Origin of the sequence: Sphingobium sp., from assembly GCF_035511395.1 — a bacterium.
In the GTDB taxonomy this organism is placed as follows: Bacteria; Pseudomonadota; Alphaproteobacteria; order Sphingomonadales; family Sphingomonadaceae; genus Sphingobium.
Genome location: NZ_DATKFP010000379.1, coordinates 1 through 19,384, shown reverse-complemented (window position 1 = coordinate 19,384; position 19,384 = coordinate 1). Strand labels below are relative to the sequence as shown.

Below are 19,384 nucleotides of genomic sequence, written 5' to 3'. Positions count from 1 at the left end.
TGGGCGGCGCTTGCCGGGGTGAGGTTCATCCTGAAGTCGCCATTCTGGTCCATGGCGATCTGGCGCTTGGTCATCTCGATGCCATTGGCCCGGAGCAGGCCCTGCATGCGTGAAAGGCGTTCGCGCTCGACGATGCTGGTTATCCTGGCGTTTCTCGCCCGGTCGGTAATGCCATCTGCGCCCCCTTCCGCCATGTCGAGTTGGTTGCCGCTCGCATCGGCCAGCGTTCGAATGAAGCTGTCGAGACGGGCTGCCTCGCGAGTCGACATGCCGGCGGCCTCGGCACCTTCAGCAAAACCAAAATTCTCCGATTGCCGCCGCTGCTCGCCGATCCGGGCAGCGCTGCGCGTGCCGTCGTGGCCGACCTCCTTCTGGGCGTCGAGCTTCCCGGAGCGCTCGGCAAAGTCGTAGCCAGCCGCTTCTCGGGTCCGGCCATAAACGCCGGTGCCTTCCTGCGCCGCTTCGGCCGTTGCTCCGTCCGCCGTACCAAGGTCGACCGCTGCCCGATAGGTTTCGAGCGCCTTGGTCACCTGCGCCTCATTCCGGCCAGTTGCGCGGGAGAGTTGCGTGATAGCGGAGGAGCGCGCTTCGCCGGAAAGGGCATTGATGAAGGCGATGCCGCGGCTCATCTCATCAACTGGGAGGCCGAGCATGGCGGCGGCGTTGCGCTGACCTTCGTTGCCACCCGTGCGATGGGCCTGCTCGGTCGCGACATTGCCCCGTTCCACTTGCGTGATCCGGCCGCCGGCATAATCCCGGCGGCCTTCCATCGCGCCGACCTGGACCTGGGCGGCGGTCAGGTCATTGCGCAGCATCTCCTCCTGCGCATAGCTATTGGCGATGAGCTTGGCGAAGGTGGGATCGGCACTCGCTTCGGCAATCACTCCGCTTGCCTTCAGTGCAGCGTCATGCGGTGAATAGCCGCCGCGCTCGAAATGCCGCGTCGCCGCCTGCATCATCATGCCATAGGCGCGGGTGTCGCCGAAAGCTCGCCACTGGACCAGACCCTGGGTGAAAGCACCAAAAGCCTTCTCGCCCGCTTCGCCTTTCCCGAAATAGCTGGTGCCAAGACCGCGCAGAGCATCCTTCTCGGCAAAATTATGGATCGCGCCGGTCGCCGCAGCGGCGCGCACGGCGCTCGCGGTTGCAGGATCATTGAGGTCGCGTCCGTGCAGCGCGGGCGCAAGACCGCCCAGTTCCCGCGCGGCGTCCGTCGCACCAAGCCCCATCGCGGTGCTGCCGGGGGCTCCACCACCATGGGCCGCGCCAACCGCGCCCGCGGCGCCGAAGCTGCGGCTGGTTCCGAAGGATGAACGCTCGCCGAAATCCCCGAAACCTGAAGAGGCCGAGCGGCGGCTGCCTGTGCCCATGGCTGAAGCCTGCGCCTCTAGCGCGGAGGCGAAGCCCTCGGAGGTCGAGACCCCCGCCGCGGCCGCCGATCCCTGGGCCTGAACACCGAGCGAACCGCCGGTGAAGGACGAGAAAACATTACCCGAGAAGCGGAACACGGTGAACACAAACGCCCCGGCGAGGCCGGCAGCGGCGGTGCGGAAGCTCCCGAAGATGGCGAGCGCTTTCATCGCCGAGGATGGCGCCAGCATCCAGGCGGTCGCCGCCACATGGTTGGAGCGCATCTCGGCCAGCACCGCGATCGCGCGACCAAGGGTCAACTGATAGATGCCGGCGTCAATCACGCCCCAGAGCGCCACGAACACGAAGAGCCCCAGCGCGAAGCTCGCCACCCGCAAGTTGATCGGCGTGAGGATGAACAGCAGTGCGATCGGCATCATGAACAGCATGATCCCGAATACCGTCGCCCGGATCGTCGGCATCCATTCGTTGGCGGTCGACATGGTGGCAAGGCCACCTGCTACCACAGCGCGATTGGCCATGACACGGGCGGCCGTCGCAGGACTGTCTTCGAACAGCACGTCGCCGACGCTATTCCCAAGCAGAATATTGGTGAAAAATGCCTGGGCGGTGAGCGGCGTCCCCAACATCATGTCGCCCATCTCAGCCAGATTGCTGCGGCAGCGCGCGAGCTGGTCGGCCTTGCCGATATCGTAGCCGGTGCGCTGACAGACCTGGGAGGAATAGTCTGCGAAGATGGCAGGGTCGGACAACCGATCCGCGATATGGGTCCAGGCCTCGTTGCAACTGACCGTCGTGCCGCCCTTGTCCGAAGCCGTGAAGAAAGTGCTGAAAGTGGAAGGGCCCGACATTGCAGCGAAAGATGCGGGCAGATCCGTGCTGGTGCGGAAAAGCTGGTCGTCATCAATGCCATAGGCGGGCGAGACGCGGGCGACCGGATAGCATTGGCGGACATAATCCTTGATCGTCGCGTCGAGAAAGGCATCGGTCATCGGCCCGCGCGGGCTGACGGCATTGAGGAAGAGGTCGAAGGCATGGCCGCCCGCGCCGAACTCGAGTTTTGCGTGCGGGTCGAGCGTATTATCGTCGATCGTCTCGGCCAGCGCCCGCTCCATCATGTTTGTGACGCCCGCGACCAAGACGATCAGGTTCGGAACATCGCCGACGGGCTGATAGGCGTTTCGCACCCGGTCATAGACATGGACGGTGCCGGTCGTCGCGACGAGGCCGACAAACAGGCCGATGCCCACCAGCATCTGGAGACCGAACGCGACAAGGCCCATGCCCGTGCCGCGGATCATGGCGAGAACGGCGCCGAGCGCCATACCGACGACCGCGACGATCAGCACCAATGTCTCGTAGCGCGGATCGGCAAAGATCATCGAGACGAGCCGGAACGCATCTACGGTTTCGGCAAAGCCGTCATAGGTGTGGAAGCTCGTCTCCAGAGCGAGGGCAGGGGAGGCGGCGAACAGGCTGGCGAGACCGCCAAGCAGAGCGGGCAGTCGGGATAGGCGGCGCATGATGTTCGATCCTTCAGCGGTTGCCGCTGGCGGCGGTGCCAGCGGCATCACGCGCGTCGCGATCACGCTGGCGGATGAGGCCGGCATAGCCCGTCGATAGGTTCGCCTGGGAGAGCGCAGCTATATAGGATTGCCGCATCTGCGAGCGCTGGCGGAGCACCTCCTCCCGCAGATCGCGCAGTTGCTCGATGCCCTTGGTGAGGATGCGGGTCTGGCAGATGTTGGAGCTAGTTCCATCGGCGGCGCCCGCAGCGTTGGCCCCGCGCTCGGCATTGGATATGGCAAAATCGATGCTGCGGGTGAGATCGTTCAGCATCTGATAGGCAAGGGTCAGCGCGACCAGCTCGTCGGTGTCGCCGATCACCGAGTCCACCACATCCTGGCGCACGCCCCATTCGAGCATCCGGTAGACCGGCAGGGTGCGAACATTGGCGACGAACTGCCGATCTTCGGCTGTCATCGCGGAGCGCGTCCTGATCTTCTCGGCGATCGAGGTCATGCGCTCGCGGGTCAGCGCGAGCGCGCCCTTGGCTCCGTCCTGCGTGCAGTCGGCTGCGGTGGCTGGCATGTTGAGTGCGCGGCGCATTACCCGACCGCTCAGGAAATCATCGGAGGACTCGGTGTCCTGCCCAGCGCAGGCGGGGATGGCCGAGAAGAGTGGCACCTTGTCGTTAGCGTCCCAGCGCATAAAGACATCGCCCACCCGCGCGCGCATGACGCCCGCCCAATCGGCGGCGCCGACGCGCGACGCAGCATGGGACAGCAACGATCCGGTACGGAAGATGTCGGTAACCTCGGCCGGGCAGTTGGCGAGCGCGTCCTTCAGATCTTCTGTCGGGCTGTTCCCGTTCGCTTGGATCTTCTCGCGGCTCTGCTGATAGCTTTTGGCATAGCCTTCCTTCACCGACTTGTAGCCGGTCATTTCCTCAATGATCCCGGACATGTTATCATCGCCCTTGGCGATCTGGACCATGCGGTTGGCGAGGCGGCAGTCATTGACCTGGATGGAATTGAGGAAATTGGTGGCCGCCTCCATCTTCGAGATGATGTTGCCCATCTTCTCGTCGAGGGTTTCGAGCAGATATTGGAAAGCGACTGCCGGTGCGGCCTGGAGGATGCTTTCGAGCTTCTGGACGAGATAATCGGGGTCGAGGAAGGACATGCCGCCCAAAAACATGTCGATGCCGCCGCAGCCTGCCTTTACCTTGGGCATGGTGAGGCTCATCAGGTAATCGCTATGGACGTCGATCCGGCCGGACATGCCGCCCGCCGTCACATAGCCGCGGGTCTGGTCCTCGAAACTGCCAGGGCTGGTATAGGTCACATTGTCGAACCAATGTTCGGCCCAGCTCTGTGCATGCGCGGGCGCCATCGTGCCACAACTCGCCAGCAGCATGGCGAGGAGCGCGCTCCATCGCCGGAACCGCGCGCAGGATATCAACCGAAAAAGGGCGGGCGTGCAGCGATCGGCCATGGCGGACTCCAGACAGGTGAGGCTGTTGAGGGAAGATCCGAGCCCGCCATCGCTCAGTCCTTCGCTTTGCTGATGGTGTGAGAAGGCGCCGGGGTGCCGACGATTCCGGTGAACTTCGCCATGGCGCGCACGCCGACGGCTGCCCGTACGCCGGTCTGCATCTTGAGCCCGAGATAGATATTGCGGGCGAGATTGACCGGATGGTCCGTCCCGATCGCGATCGGCAGGATGCGCGCTTCTTCGGAGACGGGGCGGAGCCAGGCGACGGGATGGCCGATCCAGGGGAGACCAAGCCGTCCGGAGCGGAGCATCGCCTCCTCCCTGCCGATCGGGCGGACCGTCAGGCCGTAGCGCGTCTTGAGCGCAAGCAGCTTGGACCAGAGATCGCCACAGGGGAGGCAACCAGACGCCGTGCTCATCTCGATCATGAACGCGGATCCCTGGCCCTTTAAAGCCGCCTCGAAATCCGGTGGATAATCGACCGTTCGGGGAACGCGGGCGAGCCAGCTCCGCATTTCGCTGGCGCTGGAAACCGGATGAATAGCGGCGCGGGCCGCCTGAACCCGGTCAGGCGCGCGCCGTTCCGCCTGCGCATGGACCGAGGACGGCAGCGCGGCCAGAAGCGCGATCAATGCTCCAAGATGCAGAGCTCTCATGGGCGGACACCGCCTTGGTTTGTCATGGGATCGGCGGCCGCAACCGGACCATTGGCGAGCGCGTCGAAAAATCCATTTTCCTCACCAGCGCCGGTCAGGAACTGTTCGGGTCTGATGTCGCCCGACAGCAATTTCACCGCCTGATAGGCGGTCTGGATGAGCGTCGGGAAGGCCTCGACGCCGTTGGCGATGACCATGCGCTGCGCGGAATTGCGGCGGATGACGATGGTGGTGGGCGTCACCTCGACGCCGAAGCGGGCGCCAAGTTCGGGCCGCCGATCAAGGTCCTCGCGGATGATCTGCCAGCCGGTTTCCTCCTGAAAACGCTGGAGGATCGGCCATTGCACTCGGCAATAACCGCAGGAGGTGCGCGAGAACATGACGAGCGCGAATTCGGGACCGCGCGAGCGCAGATAGGCGCGGCGCACCGCATCCTTCTGCGCACCCAGCGCATCGCGCGCATCGCCGATTATGGGATTGGCGGATTTGGCGCTGAGCTCGGGATGGGCAAGCATCGCCAGCTGGGTGACGCCGGCAAAGGCGCGGGCTTTGCGCCGCGCGAAATCCTCCAGCCGCCAGAAATCGGAAACTGCCTCGACGGTAAGAACGGTCGCAGCATAATCGCGCTGGTCGGTAATCAGCTTGGCGATCCGGGGCGGGCTCCACCGCGCGAGCTCCGTCATGGGCGGAATGACGGGCGCTGGCGGCACATCATCGAGCGGCGTCTCGGTGGGATCGGCCTTGGGCCGGTACCACCAATAGCCTTGACGGATTGTGTCCTCTGCGATGGCAGTAGCAGGCAGCAGCAGGCCGGCCAAGGCCAGCAGCGCAAGGGCGCGCGTCACAGGATGCGCTCCATGCGGGTGAGGCTCTCGAGCCGGACCGGTCCGAAATAGCGGCTATCAAAGCCCCCGGCGCGATCGGAGCCGACGTAGACAAAACCCGGTGGGATCGGCCGATCACCCCAGCGCAAATGGGGAAGTGGGCGACCGTCCCGGCCGAACGGCCGGCTCGCGCCGAGGAAGCTTCGGCCACAATAATACCAGCCACGCGTGCCCTCCCGACCATCGACCGAGAGTCGTTCAATTTCGCGGAGGCGCTCGCCCGGAAGGCAGAGCGCCCGCTTGGTGACGCTCAACGGCTTGGGGCCTGCGATTGGATGATAGAGCATGAACTCGACGAGATCGCCCTTGTGGATCGGACCTGGCGCGCGCCGTACGGCCCAGGCATCGATCGAAGGGCTCATGACCAGGGTCACGCCCGGTAATCCAAGCCAGGTGAGAGTCGAGACCGGCAGGATGACGGCGAGGTTCAGGGCCAGGCGCCGGTTATCGGCAGGCTGGTTACCGATCGCACCGCCCAGCGAGCGCGCCGCCTGTGAAGGCAGGGTCTTGAGCCCCAACCAAAGCCGATCAGCGGCGAGACAGGCGAGACGCAGCATCGCTGACTTCCTCCTTTCCGCCAAGGCGGGCATACTCTTCGAAAAGGCCCGACAGCGCCGCGTCGCCATAAACAATATGGCTGGACTGGGGCGCGACCTCGTCCTTGCGCTCACAATAGGGAAGGGTGGGATCGCCCGGCACCATGGCGAAGGCGGGAACCTGATTGACGCCATGCTCGCGAAAGAGGATCGGGTCGACGATGAGCTGGACGTTGCGCATCATGCAGGCCGGACCCACGCAGCCCGGATCGACGCGCAGGATTTGCGCTGTCAATTTCGCCATCGGGCCGATTTTGCTCATGCCCCCGGGAACGCCGCGAAAAGCGATGACACCGCCCACCGTCTCCAGCTGCGCGGCGTAATTGCGCATGGTCTGGAGCGGCATGGAGGATGAGGCGAACAGCATCGGCACCCAGCTCTTTGCCGAAGCCACAGCCCGTCCATCCCTCGGCTTCGCCGCATCGATCGACGCAGCCCGCCCCAGGGCCTCGTAAAGGCGCTTTTGCACGGTATCATGCTCGGCAGCCATGTGCTGCGCCACATCCTCCCGATCCTTGCGCGCCCGCGCTTCGATGTCGGGAAAGCGCCCCTTCTGCCGCATAGCCTTGAACGCCCGGCGGCGCATCGTCTGCGACGGTTCGGGGATGCCTGTCGGGCCGGATATATTGGCATTGTCTGGGACGGGCTTGTCCGGTGCGGCCGGCCGGGGCTCACCCCCGGTCTGCCCGCCTTGCGCCAGCGCGGGGACGGCGGCGCAGAGCGCGACCATGGCGCCTGCGCGCAGCAAGAGGTCAGGGATGGATGATGCTGAGCGTCGCATCTATCTTCTCCTTCATGTCGATCTGAATGTCGGATTGTGCGCGGGCCTCGATGTCCGAATAATATTCGGAGAGATCCATCCGGCTGAAATCGAGCGCCTGGAACTCTTCTGCCGAAAATCCGCGGCAATAGGGATGTTTGGGCGTACCCCAGCCAAGGCTGTTGAACGCGGCGAGTTGCGGCCGACCCTGCTCCTGGATGATACGGCCCAGCTTCGTGTTGAAGCAGCAATGGCCCCGCGCCCTCTGGATGCAGATGCCCAGGATCTTCGACGAGCAATAAGTGCCGACCTCATGGCACATGCCCGAACCGCGCAGCATGCCGGTTTCCATATCCTGTTGGTCGCAGCCTTGGAGCAGAACCTCGATCATATAGTTGATGGCCAGGCTGATCGCGATCGAGGTAGGGTCGATTCCAACGATGATCGCATTGGCGCCCGCAGAGGCCGCCTCGCTCGCGGTCGCACCCGCCTTGAACGCGGTATAGGCCGCTTTCATGCCGGTGAAGACGCCCTTGGCGATGGCGATCTTGGTGGTGATCGAGCTCAGTGAACCGCCCATCCCGTCTTTCACGATCTTGCCCTTATCCTTGCAGCAATTCTGGAAGGTGACGCTGGCGCTGGGCGGCCGGCAGCGCAGTGCTCGTCCGCCGAATATCTCGATGGTGCCAAGGCAATTGCCGTCGGCATCGACGGGGCCGTCATTGGGGGCGCCCGGATCATCGACCACGTCCTCATTTTCGAGCGGCGTGGCGGAGGTATCTATGCAGCTGTTGGGCGAGCAGGCCGGCACGGCAATTGAGGCCGAGGTCTTGCAGGCATAGCTTGCGCCCAACGGACAGGCATAGGATCCCTGCGCGTCGGCCACGCAATCGACCGTGCCGATGGGACAGAGCGCGCCGCCATCCGTGGTTGCAAGGCACTGCGCCATCTCCCCTTCGTCGGCGGCATCGCCATTGCCGTTGAGGTCGGCGGCGCAGATCTGTGCCGCATGAGCCTGCGGGACCATCGTGACCGGAAGCAGGGCGCAGGTGAGCGCGAGTGCGGGGGCAAACCGGCGGATCATCGCGCCACCGCCGTGCAGGTAAGGTCCGAGCCAGCGAGCCGGACCGTCTGCATCATCACCACCGCCTCGGGGAAATCGTCGAGACAGCCGCAGGGCGACACGATCTCTTCGCCCGCGCCCAGAGGGCAGACATTGCCGGCCGTGCAGACATGATAGAAGCTGGCCCGTCCAACGGGCACGTTCTGCTTCTCCGCCACGGTTCCGGCCGGGGCGACGCCATCATTGGCGCTGGGCGCGCGGGTCTTGCAGATGGATTCGCATGCAGCGACAGCTGGGCGGTCGGGCAACGCGAAGGCGCGGGTCGACTGGAGGAGCGAACAGTCGCTGGCCCGGGTCTGGTCGGCGAGCAGCGTCTCGGTCGAATGATCGATGATATAGGTGGCACGGCTGAGATCGGGCTGCGCTGTAACTGATGGTTCGACGATGCAGGCATAGCGGCGCGTCCGGAGGAAGAAGTCGCGGCTATATTGGAAGGTGCAGGCCCCCGTGCCGAACAGGCGGGTAAGGGGCAGCGGCTTGAGACCTGTGACGATACCATTGCGGACCGTCTCGACCCCGTCGACATCCTCCAGGGTCAGGCGGCAGGCCACGTCGCTTGCATAGCCGGCGCAGAGATCGACCAGCCGCTCGCTGACCTCGCAGCTGGTGTCGACCTGAATCTCGACGGTGACATAGCCCCAATTGCCGCCACCCCCGCCGCGTACCCGCGCGCTGACTGACGTCGCGCCGGACTTGAGCCTGTCGGTAAAATCGATGGGCATGCGATCATACCAGGGATCATCGCTGATCCGGCAGTCGCCAGACGGCAGGCCATCGCCTGTCCAGAGGCGCTTGCCCGCGGACCCCACGACTTGGCGGTTGATCCGGCCCTGGACCCAGTCGTCAGCGCCCATCTCGATGAGCCGCGCCGAGACAATCCGGCTAGGCAGCAACGGATTGAAAGTGACTGTATAGACGGGCGGATTGCTGCCGCAGCTCCCCGCACCCCGGATCTGAAAACGCAGGCATCCTGTACCGCAGCTGCTGGTCGAAGTGATCGAGCCACTGGCTGCGACGATGTCGGTGAAGTCCCAGGCTTTGACCGTAATCTCGCGCTCGATCCTGCAAGACCGCGTTTCCTCCGCCTTGCCATTCCCTGCCGGGGAGGCCGCCAGCGCGGTGAAGACGGAACTGGCTTGCGAGGCGGCATAGGCGTCGCCGCTGATTGCGGTCGGGTTGGCGCGGTAACTCGTCCCGGACACCGCCGGTGAAGAGGCGCAGGCGGTCGTCTGCGCGCCGACATAGCGGATGACCGGGCCGTCGATGCTGGCCTGCGCCACCGCGATCCTGGGATCGGCTGTCGTCAGCGCCCCGATCACGCCGCCACCCAGATCCTTCAGCACCGAGGAGAGATTGCCCGCGACCAGGTTCGCGCCGCAGCTTGCATTGACGCAATAGCAACCCGACAGCTCAGGCATGTCGACCTGGCTGAGCTTGAGGTCGCCGGTGTCGCCGACATCCCATTTGAAGCTTTGGCACTGGTTCCAGCTTCCCGGCGAACAGGAGATGACGCCGTTGGCGCAAATCCCCGAAACCGGGACCGGGAGGGTCAGGACCTGGTCAAAGGCGCCGTCGAGATCCTTGTCGCGGGAAATGGAAAGATGGGAAATGTCGCCGGTCGTGCCGGGCTGGACCAGCATTTCGAGCATAGTCGCGCTCTGCTGACAGGTGAGATTGGGCGTGAAGCTACGACTATTATCGACTGTGCTGACCGGTTGGTTGGCGAGGCCCGGCGTCAAATAATTGTTGCTGATCGCATCGCTGTCGCCGGATTTGGCCTGCGAGGCCGCCGCTGCTGCCAGCGCTCTAGCGTCCATGTCCTGCGCGAAGGCCGATTGGACGCTCAGCGCTGCCAGTATCGCAAGCGAGAGGGAGAAGGGCCATCTCATGCCTCGTCCTCACTTACGCGAAAGCCATCTGCGGCGCGGAGCTGGAACAAGGGGCAAATCCCGGCCACGTCAGGCGGCGTGGAGAGGCATTGGAAGGCGGCCTTTCCGTCGACGGTGGTCAGCACGGCCAAAGCGGGCGAGGATTCAGGCAGAGGGGGGTATCCTCGCTCGCCGGGGGTACATCTGGCCGTGCTGACCTTCTCCCCATGCGCTCCCATAGCCGCATGGGGAGAATCGGGTTTTGGAGCGGCGCCGGATGGCGCCAGCGCCGCTCCTCCCACGCAGCGATCGAGCGGCCGGTTCTGGCCTTGGCGGGCAGACCATCGAAAGCAGGCGATTGCTGTGGGGGATGGGGGAGGGGATAGGCTCATGGGGTCGACACCCCCGCGCAGCAGATCACCTTTTCAAAGGACATGAACTGGGCATTGTCCTTGCCGGGTGCATGTTTGCCCGAGGACCAGAGCGCGCCGGGCCGTCCGATGTTGACGCACTTGCCGCCCTTGACCGGCTCCATGATCTGAAGCTTGTAGCGGCTCTTGGTCCAGATCGGCTGGGGCTTGAAGGAGCAGCCGTCGGCCGAGGAGATAGTGAGCGCTCCGAGCCGCCCCATCATGAAGGTCCCGCGCGCGGCGAGGCCCGCCCAGGCTTCAACGCTGTCGCCAAAATGGATGTCGCCGGCGACGGGATAGGTGGCGCCCCAACTGCCCATGCACCAGAAGAGCGGATCGATCACCTTTCCCGCAGCCGCCGCAGCGCTGTCAGCCATGCAAGCAAGGCCGGCAGCGGGATTGCCGAAGAGAATGCCTTCGGGCTGGATGATCGCGCCCAATGTCCCGGACTGCCAGGTCGGCAGCACTTCGGTGATCATAGCGACGTCGAACCCGTCATCCTCGATGCAGGGGAGGTCAGTGAACATGTCGAGCATCTTCCAGACCGGCGAGATATAATAGTGCATCTGCGCAAACAGCTTCTGGCTGTTGGTGCCGTCAGCGATGGAGGACTGGCTGCCCTGAAGCCTGCCGCCGGTCGGCAGGAGATCAGCGCCGAGCGCCATCATGCATCCCGGCTCGGTGACGACATCGATCATCCGGTTGGGCGACCAGAAGCTCACCTTCACCCCGAACCAGAAGGTTGCGCCCTTGCGGCAGGCGCACAGCGGCTTGGAGGCGGACTGGGCGTCGAGTTCCTTGTCGAGCTTGTCGAAACTGCCGACGCGCACGCCGCCGATCGTAATCGGGAAGATGCAGTTCCAGCGCACTTTGGTGATCGGGTTGAAGATGGTGCCGGCCTCGCATTTTGATGCGTGGGCAGGTGCCGACGCGCCGCATGCGGCGAGCGCCAGTGCGAGCGGCGCCATGCGCGTAAGGAACCTCGGCTTCATGGCCGCGCGCTCCCGCCCGCTGCGCGCAGCGGCGCATATTCGGTAAGGACGAGCTTTTTGCCCTGCTGAGCGACGATCACCGGCGCGACGGTGAGGCCGAGCCGTTCCTTTACCCGTTCTTCCAGAATGAAGAGCGGCCGTCCGCTGCGCTCGGAGAGGTCGAGCGCATCGCCCGCTGTCAGCAGGATGAAATCGGTGAACCGCGCCTGCTTCAATGCCCAGCCCAGATCGCGCGGGTGGACGATAACGAGCCGCTGGGGCAGCGACACATAGTCGAGCGGGTTGAAGGTGAACCGCTTGGGGTAAAGCAGCCGGCCATCGGGCAGGCGGATATCTTCCTCCACCGTATAGAAGGGGACCAGGCTGCGGACGCGGTCGATCCTGGCCTGCCCTAATGGCGCAGCCTGGAGCGCCGACCAGCTCGAGCGCGGGCCGAGGCGCGAGGCAAGACTGGGAGCCCTGGCGGCGCGCGCTTCGATCTCCGCCATGGCATCGAGCTCGGCGATCGGCCAGGTTCGCCCGATCGTCGAGGTCGCCGCCAGGGCGGGGTGACCGCAGGCAAGGCCCAGCATCAGCGCGCCGATCAGGGCGTGGCGGGCGCGGTCGGGGAAGAGTGGTTCAGCGGTCATGGCGCCGCCTCCACCAGGGGCGGTCGTCAGATCTGTCGCCGCGTATCGCGCAAATGAGCGCGGACGCGCCAAGCACCCAACCAGCGAGCAGCAGACCCTGAAGCCGCAGTGGCAGGTCGGCGGGTGTTTCGAGCACCAGGATCGTCAGGATGAGCAGCATGAGCTGCGTGCCGACCAGAAGGCGGATCGGCCCCGGCGCGGGCGCGGCGCTGAGGATGCCCTTCATCGCCGGTTCCACCAGCTGCGCAGCCATTTGGCCGACTTGTCGGCAGCCCCGGTCATGCCGATGAGCAATATGCCGCTCGCAAAGCAGCCTGCGGCAACCATCACCGCTGCGCGCAGGATCAGATATGGTGGCTTCTGGAGCGCGATGCCGGCGGCTCCGACGAGGAAGCCAAGCATCATCGTCTCGATCGTCACGAGCCGGAAGCGCCATTGGAAGGCCTGGGCCTCGGCTTTGGCCGCAGCCCTTGCCTCGATGAAAGCTTCCAGTTTCGGATCGGGCTCGAATTCGAAGCAAGGTTGGTTTTGGTCGGAAGGCCGGCGCATCAGACCTGACCTCCGTGAGATCCTGAACCGAGTATTTCGGTCGGATCGACGCCGGCCAGATCGCAGACCGCTTCGAGGGGCGACATGCCCCTGCGCAGCCGCGCCTCGAACGCCGCCACCTCCTGCGGCGCGCTGGTGTTGATCCAGTAGGAGAAGGGATCGACGACGAGCCGAGCGATGCCGAGGCCCAGCGGCGAGTCGATGAAGACTTCGGAGTAATTGGGCTTGTTGTTGCGGACAGATTTCAGGAGATCGAGAACGAAGCCCGAATAGTCGAGGATTTTGTTCTCGACCGCCCGATCATAGGTCGATCCCTGAAGCAGGAAGCGGGTGGCGGCATTTTCGAGGATCACCTGTCCGGTGCCGCCAAAGAGCAGCAGGTCGTTCATCGACTGGAGGACGACGCCAAAGCTCCCCTGATATTTGCGCGCACGTCTGTAGCCCTGGCCGAACACCTCAGCGAGGCGAGAAAGATCCTGCCCGTCGGTGCGGGTCATGAACTGGGCTGCCTCATCGCACAGCACGAAACGCGGCCGGTCGCGAGCGGACAGATAAAGTTCCTGCGTGACCGCGTTCACCACCACCATCACGATCACATTGAAGAGATCGGGCATGGCTTTGAGGCGCTCAAGCTCGAGTACGACAAATTCGTCGGCGGAGATGTCGAAGGTCGAGGGGCCGTTGAAGTAGTGTCCGTAGGCGCCGGAGCTGGCGAAATCGCGAAGGTTGAAGGCGAGTTCGCGAGCGGCGGGGATCAGGTGCTCGACCTTGTCGAGGTCGCTGGTGGCATAAGCGGGATAGGCGCCAAGCCAGTCGCGCACCGCGTCGATCCCGGCCTCGGCCCGTCCACTGTCGATCGTCCACTGGACTGCGGACTTGAGCAGGTTCCATTCCGAGGTGCTGACACCTTTGCTGGTCGCGGCATTGGCCATTTCTGCGACGATCGCGACCGCCATGGAGATGGCTGACTGGCGATCGTCGCCGTCGAGTGCGAACCCCATGTCGAATGGGTTGAGGACGAGATGCTCCTCGCCAATATCGATATAGCGGCCTGAGCAGAGCGTGCAGAGCTTGGCATAGCTGCCGCCGATATCGATGATGCGGATGAGCGCGCCTTGGGCGTAATATTGCTGGCAGAGGTTATTGAGGAGGAAGCTTTTCCCCGCGCCGCTTTCGGCCGAGACGATGAAATTATAATTGTTGATGCGCGGGTCAAAGAGATCGAGCGTGATGAGCTGGCCCTTGCGCCCGGCATAGAGAAGGGCAGGACGGCCGCCGCCGCGAAAGTCGGTCTGGACCGGTGCCAGCAGCGCCGCCGCCTTGGCGGGCATGGGCAGATCGCGCTCCAGCATCCGAACCGTCCGCCGGTCGGGATAGAAGCCGAATGGCAGGGCCATCGGCAGCAGCACGGGATTGAGATAGCTCTCCTCCTGCATCATCCAGGGTAGTGGCTCGCTCTCCCAGAGGCGCTTGGCGCGCGCTGCCATCTCGCGGGCCTGCGCCCTGTCGCGACCGAACACCCAGATGACCGGGATAACAGAAACAAAGCGGCTGTTGCCCGCCTCGTCGAGTACCCAACCAATCTCCTCGATCTGCTTGCCCACCTCGACCGCGAAACTGCCGGCAGCCTTTTGCGCGGAGAGGATCTGCGCACGCTTGTGGATCTCGAAGCTCGAATGATCGAAGAGGATGTTCAGCGTATAGAGGAAGGGGCCGCCGATCTGGTCGCTATCTTCCGACGCGCCGCGCATGCCGCCGAGCAGCCGGTTGCAACGCTCGGCGGTGACGCGCCGGGCTGGCGACTTGGGCGTCAGGCAGCGGGCGACCTGATCGCCGAGGAACAGTTCGGGGCCGTCGAAGACGAGATCTGGTCCGGCATCGATCAGTTGTTTTCGCACCGGGCGCGCAGGCATGTCGTCGCTGCCTCGGGCGAAGACGCCCGGCGCGGCTGTAAACACGCCGTTGAAGATGCGGCGATAGAAGGTGACCAACGCTTCGGGCGCGAGGCGGGCGATGCCGAGTTTAGAGAGCTGCTCCTCGATTTGACGCCGCAGGTCGGCCCCAAGCGGCTTCCTTGTTTTGATCGAAAGAAGCAGCCGGAAGTTGCGCAGTGGAATGCCGTGGAGCGCATCGAGGCCCTGCGTTCCGTCACGCAGATAATCGCGGGTGCGGCGCGCCGAGGCCTAGATCAGCGGATCGGGTCGGGACTTGAGATCGAGGAAAGCGTCGAGCGCATCGTCGATCAGAGGGTCGGCGAAGCAATGGAGCTGGACGACGGTGCCCGGCGCGAAGTGGATATTGAGGAGGCCGAGCAGCGCCTGATGGACATGGGCGAAGAGATAGGCGGAAGGAATGAGTTCCCAGGCCTGGCCCCAGCCATCGTCGATGCAGAGAAAGGCTTCCTCCTCCTCGACCCAGGCGACCATCGGCAGAAAGTCGGAATAGGCATCGCGAGAGACGCTCTGGCGCAGCCGCTCGAAGGTCATGCCGCCGCCATGGCGGGTGCCGGGCGCCCTCATCGGCCGGTCTCCTGTGGCGGGGCCGGGATGTCGCTGCTCTCGATTCCGGTCGGCTTGGCCTTCACCTGCTCCAGAACCGGCACGCGGGCCGCCGGATTGACGGGGCTCACCAGATAGTCGCCGACCAACCATTGAGGCTTGTCGAGAATCGAATAGACATAGCGCGGCATGTAGAGCCGGTCAGGCCGCTCGCGGTCGGCATAGGGAAGGATGAGCGTGCGGATCGTGCGGCCGGGGCGCAGCATCGGCGTTACCGGCGCTTCGACCAGCCCCTGAAGCTCGCGATAGACGCTGTCGCGGTAGCCGAGATAAGGCGTGGCGCCCTTGCTCCTGGCGCGTCCTGCCGGTGCGGACGCTGCGGTGGCGCTGCCCTTCAGCATCTTCCGGTCGTTCGTGACTTTGGGATCGGAGCGCGAGACGGCGTCGGCGACCGCATCCTCATAGGCGCGTTCGGGGTGGATGCACTGGCCATGGTCGCTATTCTTGCAGCTGAATTTTTCCGGGTAGGGCGACATGACCGATCCGATGGCGGTGCAGGCGGGCAGGGCGGCGAGCATCAGCAGCGGGGCGCTGGCGCGGCGCAGGGGTGACGCTGATCGGAAAGAGAGGAGCGGCATGGGCGTGTCTCCTTGAGTGAGGGGTGGGCGCATCAGAACTTGCTCCCCGCTGTGGGCTTGATTTCGAGGGCGACGCCTTCCTGGATCACCACGACCACATCCTTGGCGGCGCCCACCTCCACGATGGGACCGGCCTGGCGGGCGAGATCGAGATAGAAGTCGGTGAGCTTGTCGGAAGATTTGGAGAGGCCGCCGGCAATGCCGGTCTTGGCGGCGTCGCCCGCATCGAGCGACCGGACAGTGCCGAGCGCCGATACCGAGGTGTCGCCGAAGGTGTTTTCGACGCTCTGGCTCATGCCCGAGATCGTGCCGGCAATGAAGCTGCGGGCGAGCGCGGCCCCGGCACGGGTGACGACCCGGCCTGACAGCCCCTTCTTCCCGTCGGTATCGACGAAGAAGCCCTTGATCGGCTGATCGACGACCGAGCGTTCGTCGAAATCGACGCAGGAGAGCGAGACGAGCTGGACTTCGACCCGTTCCTTGGCAAGGCTGCCGGTCGCGTTGCCGATAACGAAGCAGCCGGAAAGGTTCGCCTTGACGTCATTGGGGAGCACGGCGGGCGCCTGGACGCGGGCGATCAGCGGTTCCGGGTTCGACGTCGCGTCCCGGCTCGCCAGCGCGTCGATCCCGGTCAGCAGCCGCGCCTTCATGAAACCAGGCGGCAAATAGATCGTCCGGGTCTTTTTTTTAATGCCGTTTGCCCCTTTGTCCCCCGCATCGGCGGTGAGCGCGGCGGTGGCGGCCCCGATCGAGCCGACTTGGCGTTCGACCGGAGGTGCGGGCGGTGCGAGAGGCGCAGGCGGCACGGGTGGCGGCGGCAGCCTGCCGTCGGCGCTGTCGAGTTCACGTGCGCTGGGGCTCGGCGGGAAGGCGGGGATGTCGCCCGGCATGGCGCTGGGCAGGTCGCCGTCCGTCGTGTCCGTGGTGGAGCGCGATCCCGGCGCGATCTTGCCTTCCTCGATCGCGGTGACTCGGTCGCCCAGCAGAGCCTGGCCATCGAGAATCTTTTTCAGATCCCCCCGCACCTTGGTCTCAAGGCTGTCCCCGCGCAGGCCAGCGCCCATGTTGAGGTTGGACGCCGCCGGTGCCGCGGGCGCCACGTCCTTCGACCCGGTCGAGGCAGTGTAGAGGCCATAGCCAAACATCGCGATGACGACCCCGACGCCGGCTTGGCGAGCGCGCAGCTGCTGGCGGGCGCTTAAGGCTGCCCAGCGGGTCTTCAGGTCGAGGAGCGCGGGGCCGCGACTTCCATTCTGCGCGCCGCCGTCCTTTGCGTTGTCACCAGGACCTTCCTTCTTGGGCGGGCGGGAATAGCCCTGCATCCCGGCATGCCTCCGCTGGGGGGCGGCAGGCGAAGCAGGATCCCCGCTACCGCCACCTTTGTTGCCGGGGATCTTGTCGTCGGCGCCACTCACAGCGCTTCTCCCCGACGGAGCAGGATGAGCCGCGCGCTCTCGCCGGCGCGGAGCGACAGGCGATCGAGGGTGACGCTAAAGATGCGCGCGCCGATCGCGGTGCCCAGGAACAGCCGCTCGTCAATCTCGGTATCGGCGCTTGCCTCGACCCAATATTCTGACGCCGAAAGGCCGGTGCCCTCGACTGCGACGCGGCGGCGCTCGGTGATGCGCAGCGCGGGCGCGGCGGCGAGCGCCAGCGGCTTTGCAGACACAGCGATCTCGGTAAAGCTGGCGGGAACCCGGTCCTGCAGCATCGAGAGGGTGATGGAGACGGCGCGCTCTTCCTCGACCAGCGGCCCCAGCAACTCGCCATTGGCGCGGGCGCGCTGGCTGGCGCCGGGTGCGAGCGTCACGGTCTGGGCGGGAATGTCGGAGGGCTCGGCATAGAGCGGATAGATCGCGCCGTTGCAGGTCACGAAGAATTCCGACGGGGTTGTGACGAAGCTTCGGGTCACCTGGCCCACGTCATCGCTTTCCTTGACGAGGAATTTGACCCAGGCGTCGGCGCCGGCCTTTTCGACTGCGATCGCCTTTTCGGCCGAGAATTTGACGTCTTCGATCTCGCCGCCCTGGCAGACGAAATGATTGATGTCCCGATTGGAAAGACGGATGCTGCTCGTCTGGTCGGGCAGGGCCATAATGGGTTGCGCAAATGCAGGGGCTGGGAGACAGGCGGCGAGCAGTGCCACAGGCGCGCAAAAGCGCTTACCGAAGTTCGGCATCGAAATTTTCCTCGGCTAGAGACAGGAGCCAGAAGCGGCCGGCATCGATCGTGTAGCGGATGCGCAGATTGCCGCGGAACTTGCGGATGACGCCGCCGATGACGCGCACCTTTTCGACCGGTACGAGGATCTGGCGGTCGGTCCAGATGACTGGCTTGTCGGGCCGGATGTAGGTCGCGATCGAGAGCGTCGGATTATTGGCGAGCTCGTCGAGGATCGCGTTCAGACTGTCGCGGATGCCATTGTAGGCGGTCGGATGGACGATGCTGAGCAATTCCTGGAACTGCCGGTCGGCCGACAGCGCAGAATAGGTGCCCGAAAGCGCGACGATATTGCGTGTCATGGTGCGCAGGTACGCGGGCGATGGCTTGCCACCCGTCACATAGAGATCGCCGCCGGCGCCGAAGGGGACTACGATCGTCCGCTGGTTCTGGCTTGCCGTGTAGAGGCTGATCCCCAGGATGGCGGTTATGCCGAACAGGCCCGCAATAGAGAATTTGAGGAGCCGGTTCTCTTCGAAGAGGTTGGACGATCCCTGGAGGTAGCGGTGGATGCCGAAGCTGGCCGGCTTCTCCAGAAGCGGATCGCTGGGCTCTGGGGCGGATGATCTGCCGAACATAGAATATCTCACTCGCAAAAGCGGGTCTGGGTCGGACCGGGGTAGCGGGGGAGCTTGAGCAGCCCCCAGCGCCAGGCGAGATGCGGCATGAAGCCGCGCGGTTTGGTCCGCTTCCAGGGAATGAAGAGGAGAAGGACGCCGAGGAGCGACCAGCCCACATATCCGCCGACGATGACGGCGACGAAGATGATGGACACCACGACGATGAATTCCTGCGCGTCGAACCAGAGGATTTGGACCGGCTTGTGCAGAAATTGGGGAAGTCTCTCGTCCACGTCCTTCTCCCTTGCTTCATCACGCCTGGACCAGGCGTGATTGTTGCGAAGAGCGACTATTTGCTCTTCGCGTCCGGCGTGGGCACCGATGAAGGAGCCCGCGCCAGTCCCTGTTTCAGGCGGGTCTCAGACCATCATGCCGAAGGTCTGGAGGATGGAATCTGCCCGGATGAGGCAGACGGCGGCGACGATCGTCGGGATGCCGATCATGATGTTGGAAAAGAGGCGGCTGACCCCGAACAGGAAGGCGGCGACGCCCCCCACGAAGCCGAGCGGTCCCTTTACCCCCTGGTTCACCACGATGTCGTAGATATCGTAGCCAAGGTCGCCGGCGGCCGGC

The 19,384-nt window shown here is 64.6% G+C and carries 17 protein-coding genes and 2 pseudogenes; all 19 read right to left on the bottom strand.

Going from position 1 to position 19,384, the window contains the following annotated elements:
* Positions 1-2,894: conjugal transfer protein TraG N-terminal domain-containing protein (locus tag VMR39_RS25885; RefSeq protein ID WP_325420647.1), on the bottom strand; the 2,894-nt coding region annotated here is incomplete at its 3' end.
* A 13-nt stretch (positions 2,895-2,907) separates the two neighbouring features.
* A complete protein-coding gene (locus VMR39_RS25880) occupies positions 2,908-4,290 on the bottom strand; it encodes a conjugal transfer protein TraH (protein ID WP_325420648.1) in 1,383 nt (460 codons plus the stop codon).
* Positions 4,291-4,421: 131 nt separating this feature from the next.
* Positions 4,422-5,024: a hypothetical protein gene (locus VMR39_RS25875; protein ID WP_325420645.1), complete on the bottom strand. Its 603-nt coding sequence runs from the start codon at positions 5,022-5,024 to the stop codon at positions 4,422-4,424.
* Positions 5,021-5,869 (bottom strand): conjugal transfer protein TraF, encoded by an 849-nt coding sequence (locus tag VMR39_RS25870; RefSeq protein WP_325420643.1) that lies wholly within the window; start codon positions 5,867-5,869, stop codon positions 5,021-5,023. The genes VMR39_RS25875 and VMR39_RS25870 overlap by 4 nt, the downstream gene beginning before the upstream one ends.
* Positions 5,866-6,465, bottom strand: a complete 600-nt coding sequence (locus VMR39_RS25865; protein WP_325420641.1) for a S26 family signal peptidase — start codon at positions 6,463-6,465, stop codon at positions 5,866-5,868. Before VMR39_RS25865 ends, VMR39_RS25870 begins: the two co-directional genes overlap by 4 nt.
* Positions 6,437-7,285, bottom strand: coding sequence for a type-F conjugative transfer system pilin assembly protein TrbC (locus VMR39_RS25860; protein ID WP_325420639.1), 849 nt, complete (start codon positions 7,283-7,285; stop codon positions 6,437-6,439). The genes VMR39_RS25865 and VMR39_RS25860 overlap by 29 nt, the downstream gene beginning before the upstream one ends.
* A complete protein-coding gene (gene traN / locus VMR39_RS25855; protein ID WP_414712596.1) occupies positions 7,257-8,291 on the bottom strand; it encodes a conjugal transfer protein TraN in 1,035 nt (344 codons plus the stop codon). Before traN ends, VMR39_RS25860 begins: the two co-directional genes overlap by 29 nt.
* A gap of 53 nt (positions 8,292-8,344) precedes the next feature.
* Positions 8,345-10,276, bottom strand: coding sequence for a hypothetical protein (locus tag VMR39_RS25850; RefSeq protein ID WP_325420635.1), 1,932 nt, complete (start codon positions 10,274-10,276; stop codon positions 8,345-8,347).
* A 367-nt stretch (positions 10,277-10,643) separates the two neighbouring features.
* A complete protein-coding gene (locus VMR39_RS25845; protein ID WP_325420633.1) occupies positions 10,644-11,657 on the bottom strand; it encodes a TraU family protein in 1,014 nt (337 codons plus the stop codon).
* Positions 11,654-12,286, bottom strand: a complete 633-nt coding sequence (locus VMR39_RS25840) for a conjugal transfer protein TraW (RefSeq protein WP_325420631.1) — start codon at positions 12,284-12,286, stop codon at positions 11,654-11,656. Before VMR39_RS25840 ends, VMR39_RS25845 begins: the two co-directional genes overlap by 4 nt.
* Positions 12,276-12,512, bottom strand: coding sequence for a hypothetical protein (locus VMR39_RS25835; protein WP_325420629.1), 237 nt, complete (start codon positions 12,510-12,512; stop codon positions 12,276-12,278). The genes VMR39_RS25840 and VMR39_RS25835 overlap by 11 nt, the downstream gene beginning before the upstream one ends.
* A complete protein-coding gene (locus tag VMR39_RS25830; RefSeq protein ID WP_325420628.1) occupies positions 12,509-12,835 on the bottom strand; it encodes a hypothetical protein in 327 nt (108 codons plus the stop codon). The genes VMR39_RS25835 and VMR39_RS25830 overlap by 4 nt, the downstream gene beginning before the upstream one ends.
* A pseudogene (locus VMR39_RS25825) lies at positions 12,835-15,354 on the bottom strand (TraC family protein). The gene VMR39_RS25830 and the pseudogene VMR39_RS25825 overlap by 1 nt, the downstream one beginning before the upstream one ends.
* Entirely contained in the window at positions 15,351-15,971 is a 621-nt protein-coding gene (locus VMR39_RS25820; protein ID WP_325420626.1) for a TraV family lipoprotein, read from the bottom strand. The pseudogene VMR39_RS25825 and the gene VMR39_RS25820 overlap by 4 nt, the downstream one beginning before the upstream one ends.
* 32 nt (positions 15,972-16,003) lie before the next feature.
* Positions 16,004-17,386, bottom strand: a complete 1,383-nt coding sequence (locus tag VMR39_RS25815; RefSeq protein WP_325420624.1) for a TraB/VirB10 family protein — start codon at positions 17,384-17,386, stop codon at positions 16,004-16,006.
* The gene (locus tag VMR39_RS25810; protein ID WP_325420622.1) at positions 17,383-18,150 is read right to left on the bottom strand and encodes a type-F conjugative transfer system secretin TraK; all 768 of its coding nucleotides are present in this window, start codon (positions 18,148-18,150) and stop codon (positions 17,383-17,385) included. Before VMR39_RS25810 ends, VMR39_RS25815 begins: the two co-directional genes overlap by 4 nt.
* Positions 18,134-18,769: a TraE/TraK family type IV conjugative transfer system protein gene (locus VMR39_RS25805; RefSeq protein WP_325420620.1), complete on the bottom strand. Its 636-nt coding sequence runs from the start codon at positions 18,767-18,769 to the stop codon at positions 18,134-18,136. Before VMR39_RS25805 ends, VMR39_RS25810 begins: the two co-directional genes overlap by 17 nt.
* Before the next feature lie 8 nt (positions 18,770-18,777).
* On the bottom strand, positions 18,778-19,044 hold the full coding sequence (locus tag VMR39_RS25800; protein ID WP_325420618.1) for a type IV conjugative transfer system protein TraL: 267 nt from the start codon (positions 19,042-19,044) through the stop codon (positions 18,778-18,780).
* A gap of 126 nt (positions 19,045-19,170) precedes the next feature.
* Positions 19,171-19,384, bottom strand: a pseudogene (locus VMR39_RS25795) (hypothetical protein); the annotation flags it as partial.